Below are 16,012 nucleotides of genomic sequence, written 5' to 3' on the forward strand. Positions count from 1 at the left end.
TTCTTGAATAACATGAAATAGAGCGGTATAATGTCCACTATAGATAAACACATGTACTTTTTTAGAACACAGGGGGAGGCGCTACTTTTGGATAAAATAAATGTTGGTTTATGTGGTTTAGGCACGGTAGGCACTGGCGTTGTGAAAGTATTACAAGATCATCAAGAGCATATTAAACATAAACTTGGATGTGAAATTGAGATTAGAAAAGTGTTAGTTAATAATATGGATAAACAGAGAGACGATATTATTGATCGTGACTGGTTAACCAATGATCCTAGTGAACTTGTTGAAGCAGCAAACATCGATGTGATTATCGAAGTCATGGGTGGTATTGAAGATACCAATAAGCTATTAGAAACAGCCTTAAAGAATAAGAAGCATATTGTAACGGCTAACAAGGATTTAATGGCTGTTCATGGACAAAAATTACTGCGTTTAGCAAAGCAAAACCATTGTGACATTCTATATGATGCGAGTGTGGCTGGAGGTATTCCAATTCTTCGCTCCTTATCAGATGGTTTAGCTTCTGATCATATTCAAAAAATCATGGGTATTGTTAATGGAACAACCAATTATATGATGACGAAAATGACAGATGAAGGTTTAGCCTATGACTCTGTGTTAAAAGAGGCGCAAAATTTAGGTTTTGCTGAAGCAGATCCTTCATCAGATGTTGACGGTTTAGATGCAGCGAGAAAAATGACTTTACTTGCGAATTTAGCGTTTAAAATGGAATTACACTTAGAGGATGTAAATGTAACTGGCATTCGAAATTTGACCCAAGAAGATATTCAATTCGCTGAGAACCTTGATTACACCATTAAATTAATTGGTATTGCTTCGATGCATAACGGTAAAGCGGAAGTATCTGTTGAGCCTACTTTACTACCAAAAGATCATCCACTAGCCTTAGTAAAAAATGAATATAATGCGGTCTATGTTTACGGAGAAGCAGTAGGAGAAACGATGTTTTATGGACCTGGTGCAGGTAGCTTACCTACAGCAACAGCAGTGGTATCTGATTTAATGGAAGTGGTGAAGAATATCCGCTTAGGAATTAGTGGTAACACCTATATTGATCCACAATTTGACCGTCAATTAAAAGAAGATCACGAAAAATACTCGCGTCACTTTATTCGTTTTGAAGTAGATGATCAAGCGGGTGCTTTTCAAGAGATTACCAATATCTTTTCCGAACATGAAGTTAGTTTTGCGAAAATTCTTCAATTACCTAGCGATCAAGAAAAAACAGCTGAAATTGTGATGGTGACCCATAAAATAAGCAGAGAACAGTTATTGAAAAGCATGGCTAAATTAGAAGGATTAGCTATCGTAAAACGATTAATCAGTCATTATCGTGTAGATGGGGAGGAATAATAGATGACTTGGGAAGGTTTATTAAAACATTATCAATCTTATTTACCAGTAACAGAACAAACACCACGGATCACATTGCATGAAGGAAACACGCCGTTAATTAAATTGGATAATCTATCGAAGCAGTATGGGGTAGAGGCTTATGCTAAGGTGGAAGGAATTAATCCAACCGGTTCGTTTAAAGATCGTGGCATGGTGATGGCCATGGCGAAAGCAATTGAAGAAGGAACAGAAGCAGTAATTTGTGCTTCGACCGGAAATACTTCTGCTTCTGCAGCAGCATTCGCTGCGCGAGCTGGACTTAGGTGCATTATTGTCATTCCAGAAGGAAAGATTGCTCAAGGAAAGTTAGCACAAGCGGTTATGTACGGTGCTGAGATATATTCCATCGAAGGAAATTTTGATGATGCTTTGCGCATTGTTCGCAAACTTGGCGAGCAAGATGGAATTACTCTAGTTAACTCAGTTAATCCGTATCGAATTGAAGGACAAAAAACAGCTGCGTTTGAAGTATGTGATGTGTTAGGAGAAGCTCCAGATTATCTATTTATTCCTGTAGGTAACGCTGGTAATATCACGGCTTATTGGAAAGGATTTAAAGAGTACCATGCACAAAAGCAGACAGGACTCCCTAAAATGATGGGGTATGAAGCAAGTGGAGCAGCAGCTATTGTGCATAATAAAGTATTTGACCATCCTGAAACAGTAGGGACAGCTATTCGAATTGGCAACCCGGCTAGCTGGCAAAAAGCGATTGAGGCACGTGATGAGTCTGGTGGTACCATTGATGAAATAACAGATGAGCAAATGATTGCAGCCTATCAATGGATGGCAGCGAATGAAGGTATCTTTGCTGAACCAGCCTCCAATGCATCAGTTGCGGGACTTTTCAAAGCCTTAGAACAAGGGGAAGTAGCGAAAGGCACAAAAGTCGTCTGCGTGTTAACAGGCAATGGATTAAAAGATCCAAATACAGCAATTGAGTACAGTGAGATTAAACCACGCGTCCTACCTAACGAAGAAGATATAGTTATGAAAGAAATTTTAGGTAGTGTATCGGTATGAGTTGGGTGATTCATGTGCCAGCAACCACTGCAAATTTGGGTGCTGGCTTTGATTCTATTGGAGTCGCATTAAATCTATACTTAACATTAGAAGTAGCACCTTCTGACGAATGGGAATTCATTGCTTTAACTGAAGAAGTAAAAGCACTACCAACTGACAAGCAAAATCTTATATATAAAATCGGACGCAAAGTAGCAAAAAAATTTGGTTATCAAAGCCTACCTCCTTCAACCGTTCGGCTGACGAGTCATATTCCATTAGCGAGAGGTTTGGGTAGCAGTGCTACTGCCATCATAGCTGGTATTGAATTAGCAGATGTATTGTTGGAATTAAACCTCTCTAAGTCAGAAAAATTGGAAATTGCTACAGCAATTGAAGGACATCCAGATAATGTCGCTCCATCTTTACTAGGTGGCTGTGTGATTGGCCATTACGATCAACAGCTAGATTGGATACAGATTCCCATTAATGATTTGATATTCTTAGCAATTATCCCTCCTTACGAATTAAAGACAACACAAGCACGAGCTGTTTTGCCAAAATCATTTTCTTATCAAGAAAGTGTCCAAGCTAGTGCGGTTGCAAATGTCTCGACAGCAGCTATTTGCCAAGGTGACTGGGATCTATTAGGCAAAATGATGAAAAAGGATCATTTTCACCAGTCTTATCGAAAAAAACTTATCCCGCACTATGATGAGGTGACTCAATTAGTTGAAAAAGATGTTTATGGTACATTTTTAAGTGGTGCTGGTCCAACCATGATTGCATTGACCACAAAAGCAGTTGTAGATCGACAGCTAGATAACTGGAAAAAAACATATCCTAACTTTCAATGGTTAGCATTGGAAGTTGATAATCAAGGTGTAGTAACAAAGGTTAATTAATCAATTTCGAAATCAAATAGCCATCCCATGGTATAGTCTATGGTGTCATTACTAAGACGCTGAAAGAAGATATATACCTAGGATGGCTAAAAAAATGAAAAATTTAAAAACTAGTATCAACTAAATTGAATAGGTGAGTTAAAAAATACTATACACAGCATATTTTTTCCTCAAATTTAGAAATCCAGATAAAGTTTTCTCAACTTTGCATTAAATAAAGTCGATTTATGTCGATAATAAATGAAAAGGGGGGAATTGTATGTTAAATAAAAATAGTATACAGTTCAAAATCTTACTATTTGTTCCTATTGTGTTAATAGCGATTATTGGCATATCCATTTTAAGTTATATGTTTGCCAAATCGGAATTAGAAACTCAAATTGATAGTAAGATGACCAATCTTACTAAAGAAGTTACCAATGAAATTGATGGAAAATTAACTGGACATCAACGATTGGGAGAAACAATGAGTGAGTTGGCTGGGGCAGAAGGACAACAACTAGAAAGAGAGGATTTTGCTGCTCTTTTTGAACGCTACTTACCAATAAACGAAGAAACATTTGGGATGGGTGTATGGTACGCTCCTTATGGACATGATGAGGAGACACAATATTTTGGACCTTATAGCTATAAAGATGGTGACAATGTTGTGTATACCGACGAATATGAAACAAGTGACTATGATTATCCAAATCAATATTGGTACACTGCAGGAGCCGAATCAGGCGAAATAACTTGGACAGAACCTTATTATGATGAAGCGTTAGGTACAACACTAATAACAACAAGTGTGCCGTTTTATGACCATTCGGATCAATTCGTTGGTGTGGTTTCTAGTGATATCGATATAGGCAATATGCAAAACATTGTTAAAGGAATCGATGCAGGCGAAACTGGTTGGGCTTTCTTATTAGATGAATCAGAGCGTTTCCTAGTACATCCTAATATCGAACAAAATGAAAGTATTTCTTTATCCGAAGATGCAACACTTTCCCCATTGGTTCAAACACTAGAAAACCAACCTTCAGGGATAGAAACAGTGGAATTAGAAAATGATAGATCAGGCCATGTTTACTATCAACAAATACCTCGAACGAATTGGACAGTGGGAATTGTTATTCCAGATCAAGAAGCATATGGTGCCTTAAGTAATTTACTAATGCAGATTGTAATAGCATCAGCTATTATCTTAATCCTTTTCATTGCCGTTGCTGTGATCGTTGCTAGAAGATTAACGAAACCTTTAAAAGAATTAAATACTGAAGTAAGCAAAGTGGCTTCAGGTGACTTATCTGTTCATCTTGAACCAAAAACGAAAGATGAGATAGGGGAGCTAACCAATAACTTTAATAATATGGTGAAAAGTATTAGAGAGTTAGTAGCATCCGTACAGTCATCCATTCATACTGTGTCAGGTTCTACCGAACAATTAAGTGCTGTATCGGAAGAAACAACTGCTTCTAGTGAAGAAATTAGTCGAGCGATGAGTGAAGCGACCAAAGGAATTACGGAAGCAGCGAGTCATGCGGATGCCACCAATCAAGAAACAGCTTCATTCTCTGAAAAACTAACTAATTTGGTCGATCAAACGAATCAGCTAGCAACCTATTCGGAAGAAGTGCAACAGCTGAATAAACAAGGAATTGAACAAATTACACAACTAAGAGAGAAATCAGATCAGTCAGCAAATGTGGTGCTTTCCGTAGAAAAAGTTATACAAGAATTATCAACTAAGATGACGCAAATCGGAGAAATAGTGAATACCATCAGTTCTATTTCCGAACAAACGAATTTACTTGCATTAAATGCATCGATTGAAGCAGCTAGAGCGGGTGAGGACGGAAAAGGGTTCGCTGTAGTTGCCGATGAAGTAAGAAAACTTGCGGAGCAGACGTCTGCTGCTACTGAAAACATTAGGGATACGATTAAAGAAGTACAACTAGATTCAGAAAATGCCGTACAACAAATCGGTTCTTCCAGAGAAATGTCGGAGGAACAGAATGAAACAGCAAAAGAAACCGTTGAAGCATTTGAATCAATAGCAAAAGAAAATGATAAGATGACTGAGTCGATCCAAACAATTGTAAAAGATATAGAGAAAATGGATACATCTAAAGATCATGTGGTCGAAGCGGTTAGTCAAATCGCTAGCATTTTACAACAAAATGCTTCTGTTTCAGAGGAAGTAGACGCTTCTTCGCAAGAACAATTAACAGCATTAAAAACAATTACTACATCAGCAGAAGATTTACAGAAATCAAGTGAAGAATTAGAACGATTAATTAAACGATTTAGAATCTAATTTTAGTTAATACTTTAACTTGGCGTAATTTCGCTGTTCAGTCAGCAAATGGGTAGTTATTCCTTCAGGAGTATGCCATTTGCTGACTTTAATTTATTCATTTCGAAAAATACTTTAATGAACGTTATTTGCATTCGTTTGGTAGGACGAGGATTACAATACTAAAATGGGCTTTCTTAGCATAACGAACAAGAAGCAATGGCAAACAAAATGTAAGTAAATAAATTGATAGCAGAATACCATTAGTGAATTAATTAGTTTTCCACATCTTATTATTGATGCTAGGCATTGTTTATCAAATAAAAAGAGAAATCCGTTCGTAATAGGATCTACTTAAAATAGTCATAAAAAAAAGACCAAAACTTGTGGAGAGTTTTGGCCGATTGATTTTATAATAAGGTTATTTTTCACTAAAATACTTGTTCGATTTCCATTACGCCAGGAACTTCTGCCATAAGTGCACGCTCAATTCCTGCTTTCAAAGTAATCGTTGAACTAGGGCAATTGCCGCATGCTCCCATTAAACGAAGACGTACAATGCCTTCATCTACATCAACTAATTCCACATCTCCACCGTCACGTAGTAAAAATGGACGTAATTTGTTTAGCACTTCTTGGACTTGATCTTGCATCATCCATCTTCCCCTTTCTATTATCTATAACCTAGTATATCACTTTTTTCAAAAAAATCTATGCAGTACATCACAGTGTTTTAACAACAATTATTTTAACTTTTTTCTAAAGTTTTGTAAAATAGAAATGATCGATAAATAATGCTACACGCTAAGATTTGTAATAATGTGTGTCAGTTAGATAATTACTATTACTAAATAATAAGTAGAGAAAACGGAGGTTGCTATGGAAATTCCTTTTACTAAAATGCATGGATTAGGTAATAGTTATATATATGTTGATTTGTTCAAATATCCATTAACAGAAGAGCAGCTAGTTCCGTTAGCGATAGAAGTAGCAGACGTGAATACAGGAATTGGATCAGATGGTCTTATTCTAATTCAACCGAGTGAAGTTGCGGAAGTTGGTATGCGTATATTTAATAAGGATGGTTCAGAAGGGAAGACATGTGGCAATGGCCTTCGTTGTGTCGCTAAGTATGCGTATGAAAATGGTTTAGTAACCACATCTACGTTTTCGATTGAGACAAAAGCAGGGAATGTAACAGCTGAGGTGCATGGTACTAAAGTGCATGTTGAAGAAGTAACAGTAGATATGGGAGCACCTCGATTAAATCGCAAAATGATTCCAATGGAAGGTGAAGATAACGAAACGGTCATTGCAGAATCGTTTCAAGTTAGTCTTCATCCTTTACAAGTAACTGCTGTGTCAATGGGAAATCCACATGCAATATTTTTTGTTGAAGCTATTGAAAAAGCCCCATTGTATGAACTAGGACCAGTTATTACAGCAGATCAACGCTTCCCTGAAGGCGTAAATGTGGAATTTGTTGAAATTATTAGTGCAACAGAAATGCACTTTCGTGTCTGGGAAAGAGGATCAGGTGTCACACAAGCTTGTGGTACTGGAGCATGTGCAGCGGTTGTTGCAGCAATTTTAAATGATTATGCTTCAAAAAACGAAGAAATAACCGTTCATTTAAGTGGTGGCGATTTATTTATCAATTGGGCAGAAGATGGGCATGTATGGATGAGAGGAAAAGCAGAACGTACTTTGGACGGGGTCTTTTTTACGAATCGTATCTAACAGTCGTCCTGTTAGTGATTTTCGAGCGACAAAGTTGAAGCAAATAAGCAATACTTGTATACTAAAAAATAGCACTTACAAGTGAAGGAGGAAGTAGAATGGTATTAAACATTACTGATAATGCACGTTCTCAAATACAAGAGATGATGAAAGATGAAGACCAAGAAACAGTACGTTTACGTTTTGGTGTCAAAGGTGGCGGTTGTAGTGGTTTATCGTATTCGTTAGGTTTTGACTATGATGTAAACGAAGAATTAGATACAAAAGAAGAAGTTAATGGTATTCCGGTTACTATTTTTACACAAGATATTGCAGTTATTGAAGGAACAACAATTGACTTCAAACAGAATATGATGGGTGGTGGATTTACCATCGATAATCCAAATGCCATCGTATCTTGCGGGTGTGGCTCATCGTTTAAAACAGCGACGAATGCTGGTACACCAGGTGATTGTTAAGGAAAAGACTCTGCTAAAATCAACAGTTGATTTTACTTATAAAAATGGAACTTCAATAAACGAAGAAGTTCCATTTTTATATTAATACTTATCAATCGTTGCACCAATTGTAGACGTTCGAATGAACTCCATATTTTAAAATTTTACCAGTCTTGAGGTGTACCACTTATTATAGCCCTACTAACGGATAAAATAAGTTTAAATAATGTTCATCCTTCGAGCACATCATAAAAACATCACCGAAAGAAATTTTTTCATCTTTCGGTGATGTTACTTGTTTATTCTTCAAAACAGTACGCCTTTAGCCAGATTCATTCAAACATACTTGTCGAGTGTTTCGGTTGTACCCGAGCATTTGGTTCAATATATGTTTTTGCATTATTGACAGCTGTTGGACCTTCACCAAATCCAGTTGCAATTAAATTAATTTTTCCTGGATATGTACAGATATCACCAGCTGCATAAATTCCTTCGACAGAGGTTTCCATTTTGGTATTGACTACAATGCTATTTTTCTCGATATCCATGCCCCAGCCTTTAATTGGTCCTAAGGAAGAAACAAAACCATAATTTACTATGACATCATCGACATCAATCGTTATGATGTTTTCTCCTTTAACTTCGCTTACTTTTACTTGTTCAATCTCATCTGTCCCTACAAAAGATTCCGGTACGTAAGGTGTAAGGATACGCACTTTTGAATTTTTTAAATTTTCTACACTGTGTTCATGGGCGCGGAATTTATCTCGTCGGTGAATAAGTGTTACTTCTTTTGCGATTGGCTCTAACATTAGTGCCCAATCAACGGCTGAGTCTCCACCCCCAAACAACACGACACGTTTATCCTTGAACTGCATCATATTATCGACAAAATAATGCAAGTTACGTGTTTCATATGCTTCCGCTTCTTTTAAAGCTAGTTTCCGTGGTTGAAATGCACCATTACCAGCTGTAATAATGATCGTTTTCGTATAATGGATATCTTGATTGGTTGTTAAACGAAATATCCCATCTTCAAGGCGTTCGACCTCTTGCACTTCTTCTTCTAAAGCAATAGAAGGATCAAACATATCTAATTGTTCCTTCAAATTATGGACAAGGTCTTGTGCACGAACTTTTGGAAATCCGGCTACATCATATATATATTTCTCTGGATATAAGGCACTTAATTGACCACCAATATGGGGTAGGCTTTCAATTATTTTTACACTAGATTGTCTCAAGCCCCCATAATAGGCGGTGAATAATCCAGTCGGACCAGCACCAATGATCGTTATATCATATATTTTTTGTTCCATCATTGTTATTTCCTCCTAAATTGACCTAAACATAAGTAGACAGTGAATATTTTAACACACTTTTTTGTTTATGTAGTACTATTACGCGCCGTCTAAAGATTGCTTGAAAATTAATCAGAAAGCTTCTAAGATTAAAAGAGGTAATAAATTAGTAGAAGCTATTTCATTTTGTGGTAGACGCCTAAATGGTAGCAAAGAACGGAAGTGGTCGTATGGCAAAACCTACAATCGTCATTCTTGGAGCTGGTTATGCTGGTTTAACAGCAGCATTAACATTGCAAAAGAACTTAACGGAAGATGATGCTAAAATTATACTGGTTAATAAGCATTCCTATCATTATCAAACCACATGGTTACACGAAAATGCTGCGGGGTCATTACATGATAATCACACCAAGATTTCAATAGATAAACTCGTTGATCAAGAAAAAATTGAATGTTTGGTCGATACAGTAACAGAAATACGAAGTGAAAAACAACACGTTTGTTTAGCGGAACATGGTTGCATAACGTATGATTATTTAGTTGTCGCTTTAGGATTTGAAATGAATACATTTAATATACCTGGTGTAACAGAGTATGCTTATACAATTGGAAGCATAGATAAATCAAGTCATCTAAGACAACAGATGGACATCAAATTAGCTGCTTATTCTAAACAGAAATCAGATCACCCATTTACTATTGTTGTTGGCGGTGGTGGTTTTACAGGGGTAGAGTATCTTGGGGAACTAACGGATCAGCTAAGCGATTGGTGTAAAAAATATCAGTTAACGAAACAAGATTTTAAACTAATAACAATCGAGCGTGAGCACTCTGTTATGCCCGGTTTTAACTTGGAGTTAGGTGAGTATGCCATGCAAGCATTAGAAAACAAAGGGATAACGTTTTATTTAGGTACCTCAGTCAAACGAGTGCGAGCAGATCATGTTATTGTCGAAAAAAATAGTTGGACCCAAGAAATTCCGATGTCTATGTTTATTTGGACAGCAGGTGTTCGAGCAAATCGATTGATTGAGCAATCCGATCTGCCAAACAAAAATGGGAGTGTGGAAGTGACAGCAGATATGCGTGTACCACATAGTAAAAATGTCTTTGTGATTGGAGATAGTGCTACTATTTACCATCCAGAACATGGGGAAGCTGTTCCTCCTACTGCACAAATGGCGATGCAACAAGGCAAGATATGTGCAAAAAATATTGTGGCGATGATTAAAGGAGACAAGAAGGAAATTAAGCCTTTTAATTATAAAGAACAAGGAATTATCGCATCGTTAGGGAAAAAAGACGCGATTGGAATCCTGTTTAATAATAAGAAAATATTTGGTAGAGAAGCAGTTATGTTGAAGCGATTGATTGAGAATCGAGTGTTGTATCAGCTTGGTGGTCTATCTTTGTTACGTAAGAAAAAGAAGTTTTAGTCAAGCAAATTAACACTTTTGATCATGGTTTCTGACAAAAATGTATAAAACAATGCTTTGTTGGAGAAGCTTACACCCAGAAAGAGGTGTAAGTAAAAATGGTATGGTTGAAACGTTTATTTATGTCTATTCTCTTCCTAACTGCTTGTTACACAACGGTTGTGGTGGTGACGAATCTTACCCCGGTGGAAATCGTTACTGCTGGTCTTCATAACCAACCGGCGATGGAACAAGCACATATAGTAAAAGAGCAGCCAAGTAAACAATTTCATTACTCCAAGAAACAACTACATGTCGAAAAAGCAACAACAAGTTATCATACTTCTAGTGAGCAAACAAATGCTCCTAAAACGTTAGGAGATACGATCAATGTAGAGCGTTATCCAAGTCATCAAGTGACCGCAACTGGTTATACTGCTGGAGTTGAATCAACTGGAAAAACACCAAATCATCCAGAATACGGCATTACATTCTCAGGAGTACAAGTAACAAGAGATTTATATTCTACTATAGCAGCAGATTTATCTGTTTTTCCAATTGGCACAATTTTGTATATTCCCGAATACGGTTACGGTGTAGTTGCTGATAAAGGTGAAGCAATTAATGGGAATGAACTCGATTTATATTATCCAACTGTTGCTGATGTATATGAAAAATGGGGCAAGAAAGATACTACTGTTTATGAAATTGAAAAAGGCGATGGCACCTTAACGGATGAAACTTTAAAAAAACTTAATGAAACACAAGCGCTACAGGTGTTTCGTGAACAAATAAAAGCAAGCTAACAGCGAATGGTTAGCTTGCTTTTATTACGGTTAAAAAAGATAAACATAGTATTACTATGTATAATTGCAAAGTGGTGCTTTTCTAACTATCGCTATAGGTTAGCTTAAAATAAGGGATAAAGAACAAACGCCAGAATAATTCCGGTTAATCCACCAAAGAATACTTCAATTGGCTGGTGCCCTAACAATTCTTTTAATTCTTCTTGTTTTTGATATTCTTCTTTCTTTGCCCATACTTTAGCTTCTTCAATAAAATAGTTAAAGTCTTTGACAAGCATGTTTAAGATAATTGCTTGTTCCCCAGCTTGTCTTCTTATACCAGTGGCATCAAACATAATAATAATACTAAAGACACAAGCAACTGCAAAGAGTCCTGAATCAACACCGTGTTCCATACCAATTCCAGTAGTTACGGCTGCAACGGCAGCAGAGTGACTACTAGGCATTCCTCCTGTACTAAAAGCAAGTCCTGGTTTGAATTCTTTTGTTGCAATTAAATGAATTGGTATTTTCACCACTTGTGCGAAAACAATCGAAATAAGTGCTACCCATAATGGGAAATTTTCCAACAATGCCAAGCTAGGTTCATCCTTTCCTACAAATCAAGCATTTGTCTTTTAACATTTTATATTATAATTTTATTATAGCATAGCTCGATATGGAAAAGAAAAGGCTGTGGCTGTCCGATTGTAAATTAAAAGTTAATTTTTTGACTGCATTCGCCTTTGCAGCAGTATAGCTTGGGGTAAACGTTTTAACATTTTTACAATTACAAAGGCGGCAACAACCGATAAAGCGATGTCTTTAAGGAAAAATGGAAGCATGCTAGTCCAAGCAATCGAATAATCAATCGATAGTCCAAGCCAAGTATTCATGGCAATATACATATAATTTATACCTACAAAATAATTCACTAATACGCCAATGATAGCGACAAATAAAGTATAGCCCAATGTCAGCTGTGTTTGCTTTTCGATCAGCCAACCTGTAACAAAAGCTACACAAATAAATCCAAAGATAAATCCCCCTGTATAATCAAACAAGGTGAAAAGGCCTGCATGCATTTTTGCAAAGACAGGTACCCCAGCCACACCAATCAAGGTGTAAGCTGTTAAAGATAAGAGAGCTAATCTTCTTCCTAGAAAAAGTCCAGCGCAAATAGCAAAAAAGGTTTGTAAAGATAGCGGTACTGTAACTCCAGCAATCGGAATCGCTAAAAAAGGAAACCAAACTGTGATATTAGCGCCAATAGTCATTAAACAGACAAAAATTGCCCCATAAGTGAGGTCGCGTGTGGTAATATTCTTCATCATTATCCCCCCCAAAAAGAATAGTAGGAGAAAATCAAGAGATTGTCAACTTAATTTAATTTAGGTTAACAATCGAGGCGGAGAAAATGTAAGAGATGATAAGAAAGAAGGTGGGACAAAAGTGAATGAAGATCCCTGATAAACGAACGATGGATAACCTATTTTATCCATCGTTCGTTTTAGTTAGAAAACATAACTAAGTAACTGGAAATATACGAGACTCATCAATCATTCGTATACTGTAGTTAAAAATTACTTTTGTCCCAGCCTTTTTTAAATACTTTTATTTAATCGCTGCGTCTAAAGCTACAACCATCATATCATTAAATGTTGTCTGTCTTTCTTCTGCACTTGTTTCTTCACCAGTAAGCATATGGTCAGATACGGTAAGTACGGAAAGCGCTTGACGATCAAATTTAGCTGCTAATGTGTACAATGCTGTAGTTTCCATTTCAACCGCTAGCACATTATACTTTGCTAAAAGCTCTAATAATTCCTTTCCATTGTCACGATAGAAGTTATCACTAGTGAATACATTACCAACTCGTAAGTTTAAACCATGCTTTGTTCCCACGTCATATGCGTTTTTCAGTAGTTCAAAGTTAGCGGTTGGTGCATAATCAATACCACCAAACACCATCCGATTCATTTGAGAATCAGTTGTAGAAGTCGATGCTAAGATGACATCACGAACGTTGACATCCTTTTGGATTGCTCCACAAGTTCCAACTCGGATTAATTTTTTTACATCGTAACTTTGAATTAACTCATTTACGTAGATTGAAATAGATGGAACACCCATCCCTGTCCCTTGAACAGAAACTCTTTCCCCTTTATATGTACCAGTATAACCATACATCCCACGTACTTCATTATAACAAGTAACATCTTCTAAAAAAGTTTCGGCAATATATTTAGCGCGTAGTGGATCTCCTGGTAGTAGAATTTTATCTGCAATATCTCCTTGTTTTGCACCAATGTGTACACTCATTAATTTAAATCCTCCATTCATTTCAAACTAATTTTAAAGTACCACATTCGTTTTTATAATACAAATTCCTATCTTTTTCGAAAGGTTGTCAGCAGTATAATGAAATCGCTTTAAAAGTTTTCGTTTTTACTATTTATTCTGGTTGCGTTTTCATATATAATATGTTTAACTAGTCAATTCATCTAAGTAATGGTACAATCAAACATTCACTACTTAATGAAATGTACAATAGTTAGAGGGGAGAAGAACTAATGAAAGAAAAGAAATTCACAATTACAGATGACACAGGTATTCACGCAAGACCAGCAACATTGTTAGTTAATAAAGCAGGTCAGTATGAATCACATGTTGAATTACATTACAATGGTAAGACAGTAAACTTGAAATCAATTATGGGTGTGATGTCTTTAGGTGTACCTAAAGGTGCTGAAATTACCGTAAGTGTGGAAGGTGCGGATGAAGACCAAGCGTTAGAGGGTATCACGGAAACCATTACCGAACAACTAGGGGAGTAACTAAAAGCTAGAATTTCTAGCTTTTTTTTATTTTTAAGCACAATTCGTGTAAGCTAAAATTATGCTATACTAATGAACAAATATATGACTATCTAGCCATAGAATGTAAGTAGAGGTGTTAATGATGAATGTTTCCGTATCACAGTTGCCTGGAATCGGACAAAAAATAACGTTAAAAACAGCAGAAGACAGTATGTTAGTGGTGATTGTTCATCATACGGGTAAACGAGAGCTGTATTTCTTTGACGATGTAGACAGTGATGAAGCAGACTTTGCCATCGATTTAACAGCAGATGAAACACGAGAACTAGGCGCACAATTATTAGGTGCAACCTATCAACCGGTTAACGCTAACCAGCTGAAAATGTTTAAAAAGCAAATTGTTATTGATTACATTACAGTGACAGAAAAATCTTCTTTGACACATCAAACCATTGAAGAATCAGAAGTGAGAAATAAAACTGGCACAACGATTATTGGAATTGTACAAGGAGAAGAAATGATTGCTATTCCTGAAGCCGATCGGATCTTAGAGCCTGGAGATGTTCTAATGGCTATTGGAAAGAAAGATCAGATTGCGATGCTTGAAGCATTGTGCAAAGGAGAGGAATGAGTGAACCTTGCTAAGTGAGTTACCTTCGTTATTTGTAGCAGGATTGATATTACTTGGAATTTTTTATTTAGGCTTTGTTAGTATCAAAATTAACTTTCCTAGCGTGATTTTATACATTTTATTTGGTGTACTCCTAGCTGACTTCTTAAGTCACAATGAAGTGTTGCACTTTTTAAGTGAAGTTGGAATAGTCCTGCTATTCTTTATTCTTGGCCTCGAATTCAGTTTATCAAGATTGGGTAATATCGCCAAAAAGGTCTGGTCTTCTGGATTACTTGATTTAGGTTTATCCATGGGTGTTGCCATGCTAATTTCACTTGGATTCGGTATGAGTTTCTTTGAAGCATTTCTTGTCGGAGGTGTAGCTTATGCGACTAGTTCCTCTATTACTGCTAAATTATTAGATGACAAAAGTCGGATGGCAAACACCGAAACTGAATTTATGCTAGCCATTTTAATTTTTGAGGATTTAATCGCTCCAATTGTCATTGCTGTATTAATTGGATTACAAGCAGGTGGGGGGGAGTTCGCTGCAACTGATTTATTATTTGTTTTATTAAAAGTTGTTGGACTCGTTGGTTTGGCTATTCTGTTAGGTAAAACAATATTTAAAAAGTTTGAAACACTATTGGGAAAAATTGATGATGAGGACTTCAAATATGCTCTGCTTGTAGGGATAGCGATAACATTTGGTGGTTTAGCACTGTTATTAGGCTTATCCGAAGTGTTAGGAGCATTCTTAGCTGGTATGATGCTTGCTGAAATTGGAAAAATTAATCGCGTTGAGCATGCAGTAATGCCGATTCGTAATTTATTGTTACCAACCTTTTTCTTATCGTTTGGTACTTCGATTGAATTAGGAAGTGGCTTACCGATGCCGCTATTGTTACTTGCGTTACTTATTTGGTCTATCATTGCTAAAGTACTTGTCGGTGTGATTGGTGGTAGATGGTACGGGTTATCCAAACGAGTTTCGTTACGTGCTGGTTTGTCACTATGTGCTAGAGGTGAATTTTCAGTCGTTATTGCCAATGTTGCTACTGGTATGACACAAATACTAGCCGGGATTTATATTGTTGCAGCTGCATTTCTAGGGATGATCTTATTTGATTATGCACCAAAGATCACCAATAAAATATATGGTAAACCTCAACCAAAGAAAAAAAATCTACATGTTCCGGTTGCCCCAGATGAAAAACAATAAAGCAACAATGATTAGCAAATAAGCGTTTTGGACATGCTTTTAGATAGACTAAGTTGTAAAGGAGTAA

At 36.6% G+C, this 16,012-nt stretch carries 16 protein-coding genes; 11 read left to right on the forward strand and 5 right to left on the reverse strand.

What is annotated here, in order from left to right; all coding sequences use genetic code 11:
- Positions 1 to 87: 87 nt before the first annotated feature.
- The 4 genes from DES48_RS10240 to DES48_RS10255 all read left to right on the forward strand — a co-directional run bounded on the left by DES48_RS10240 (position 88) and on the right by DES48_RS10255 (position 5,631).
- Positions 88 to 1,380 (forward strand): homoserine dehydrogenase, encoded by a 1,293-nt coding sequence (locus tag DES48_RS10240; protein ID WP_143804857.1) that lies wholly within the window; start codon positions 88 to 90, stop codon positions 1,378 to 1,380.
- A 3-nt stretch (positions 1,381 to 1,383) separates the two neighbouring features.
- Positions 1,384 to 2,445: a threonine synthase gene (gene thrC, locus DES48_RS10245; protein WP_079710930.1), complete on the forward strand. Its 1,062-nt coding sequence runs from the start codon at positions 1,384 to 1,386 to the stop codon at positions 2,443 to 2,445.
- Entirely contained in the window at positions 2,442 to 3,329 is an 888-nt protein-coding gene (gene thrB / locus DES48_RS10250) for a homoserine kinase (protein WP_113868951.1), read from the forward strand. The genes thrC and thrB overlap by 4 nt, the downstream gene beginning before the upstream one ends.
- Before the next feature lie 259 nt (positions 3,330 to 3,588).
- On the forward strand, positions 3,589 to 5,631 hold the full coding sequence (locus tag DES48_RS10255; protein ID WP_113868953.1) for a methyl-accepting chemotaxis protein: 2,043 nt from the start codon (positions 3,589 to 3,591) through the stop codon (positions 5,629 to 5,631).
- A 410-nt stretch (positions 5,632 to 6,041) separates the two neighbouring features.
- On the opposite strand, the gene DES48_RS10260 is transcribed toward DES48_RS10255, so the two are convergent.
- On the reverse strand, positions 6,042 to 6,266 hold the full coding sequence (locus tag DES48_RS10260) for a NifU family protein (RefSeq protein ID WP_245911370.1): 225 nt from the start codon (positions 6,264 to 6,266) through the stop codon (positions 6,042 to 6,044).
- A 223-nt stretch (positions 6,267 to 6,489) separates the two neighbouring features.
- Between DES48_RS10260 and dapF the strand changes: the two genes are divergently transcribed.
- Both dapF and DES48_RS10270 read left to right on the forward strand, forming a co-directional pair.
- Entirely contained in the window at positions 6,490 to 7,350 is an 861-nt protein-coding gene (gene dapF, locus DES48_RS10265) for a diaminopimelate epimerase (protein ID WP_113868955.1), read from the forward strand.
- A gap of 98 nt (positions 7,351 to 7,448) precedes the next feature.
- Positions 7,449 to 7,808, forward strand: coding sequence for a HesB/IscA family protein (locus DES48_RS10270; RefSeq protein WP_079710934.1), 360 nt, complete (start codon positions 7,449 to 7,451; stop codon positions 7,806 to 7,808).
- A gap of 311 nt (positions 7,809 to 8,119) precedes the next feature.
- Here DES48_RS10270 and DES48_RS10275 read toward each other — a convergent pair whose 3' ends face one another.
- A complete protein-coding gene (locus DES48_RS10275; RefSeq protein WP_113869024.1) occupies positions 8,120 to 9,106 on the reverse strand; it encodes an NAD(P)/FAD-dependent oxidoreductase in 987 nt (328 codons plus the stop codon).
- 185 nt (positions 9,107 to 9,291) lie between these two features.
- On the opposite strand from DES48_RS10275, the gene DES48_RS10280 reads away from it, so the two are divergent.
- A complete protein-coding gene (locus tag DES48_RS10280; protein WP_113868957.1) occupies positions 9,292 to 10,527 on the forward strand; it encodes an NAD(P)/FAD-dependent oxidoreductase in 1,236 nt (411 codons plus the stop codon).
- A 98-nt stretch (positions 10,528 to 10,625) separates the two neighbouring features.
- Positions 10,626 to 11,312 (forward strand): 3D domain-containing protein, encoded by a 687-nt coding sequence (locus tag DES48_RS10285; RefSeq protein WP_113868959.1) that lies wholly within the window; start codon positions 10,626 to 10,628, stop codon positions 11,310 to 11,312.
- Positions 11,313 to 11,416: 104 nt separating this feature from the next.
- Here the strand turns inward: DES48_RS10285 and DES48_RS10290 are convergent, their stop codons facing one another.
- The 3 genes from DES48_RS10290 to deoD form a co-directional block, all read right to left on the reverse strand.
- A complete protein-coding gene (locus tag DES48_RS10290) occupies positions 11,417 to 11,890 on the reverse strand; it encodes a divergent PAP2 family protein (protein WP_113868961.1) in 474 nt (157 codons plus the stop codon).
- Between the two features lie 123 nt (positions 11,891 to 12,013).
- Positions 12,014 to 12,625 carry a biotin transporter BioY gene (locus tag DES48_RS10295; protein ID WP_342769944.1) on the reverse strand — a complete coding sequence of 204 codons (612 nt, stop codon included), beginning with the start codon at positions 12,623 to 12,625 and terminating at the stop codon, positions 12,014 to 12,016.
- Positions 12,626 to 12,905: 280 nt separating this feature from the next.
- Positions 12,906 to 13,613: a purine-nucleoside phosphorylase gene (gene deoD, locus DES48_RS10300; protein ID WP_079710940.1), complete on the reverse strand. Its 708-nt coding sequence runs from the start codon at positions 13,611 to 13,613 to the stop codon at positions 12,906 to 12,908.
- Positions 13,614 to 13,864: 251 nt separating this feature from the next.
- Here deoD and DES48_RS10305 point away from each other — a divergent pair, with 251 nt between their 5' ends.
- The 3 genes from DES48_RS10305 (at position 13,865) to DES48_RS10315 (ending at position 15,945) form a co-directional block, all read left to right on the forward strand.
- Positions 13,865 to 14,128: a phosphocarrier protein HPr gene (locus DES48_RS10305; protein WP_079710941.1), complete on the forward strand. Its 264-nt coding sequence runs from the start codon at positions 13,865 to 13,867 to the stop codon at positions 14,126 to 14,128.
- A 121-nt stretch (positions 14,129 to 14,249) separates the two neighbouring features.
- Entirely contained in the window at positions 14,250 to 14,741 is a 492-nt protein-coding gene (locus DES48_RS10310; protein WP_245911374.1) for a cation:proton antiporter regulatory subunit, read from the forward strand.
- Positions 14,742 to 14,748: 7 nt separating this feature from the next.
- Positions 14,749 to 15,945 (forward strand): cation:proton antiporter, encoded by a 1,197-nt coding sequence (locus DES48_RS10315; RefSeq protein WP_113868967.1) that lies wholly within the window; start codon positions 14,749 to 14,751, stop codon positions 15,943 to 15,945.
- The last annotated feature ends 67 nt before the right edge of the window (positions 15,946 to 16,012 follow it).

It is taken from the genome of Paraliobacillus ryukyuensis (assembly GCF_003315295.1).
Classification (GTDB): Bacteria; Bacillota; Bacilli; order Bacillales; family Amphibacillaceae; genus Paraliobacillus; species Paraliobacillus ryukyuensis.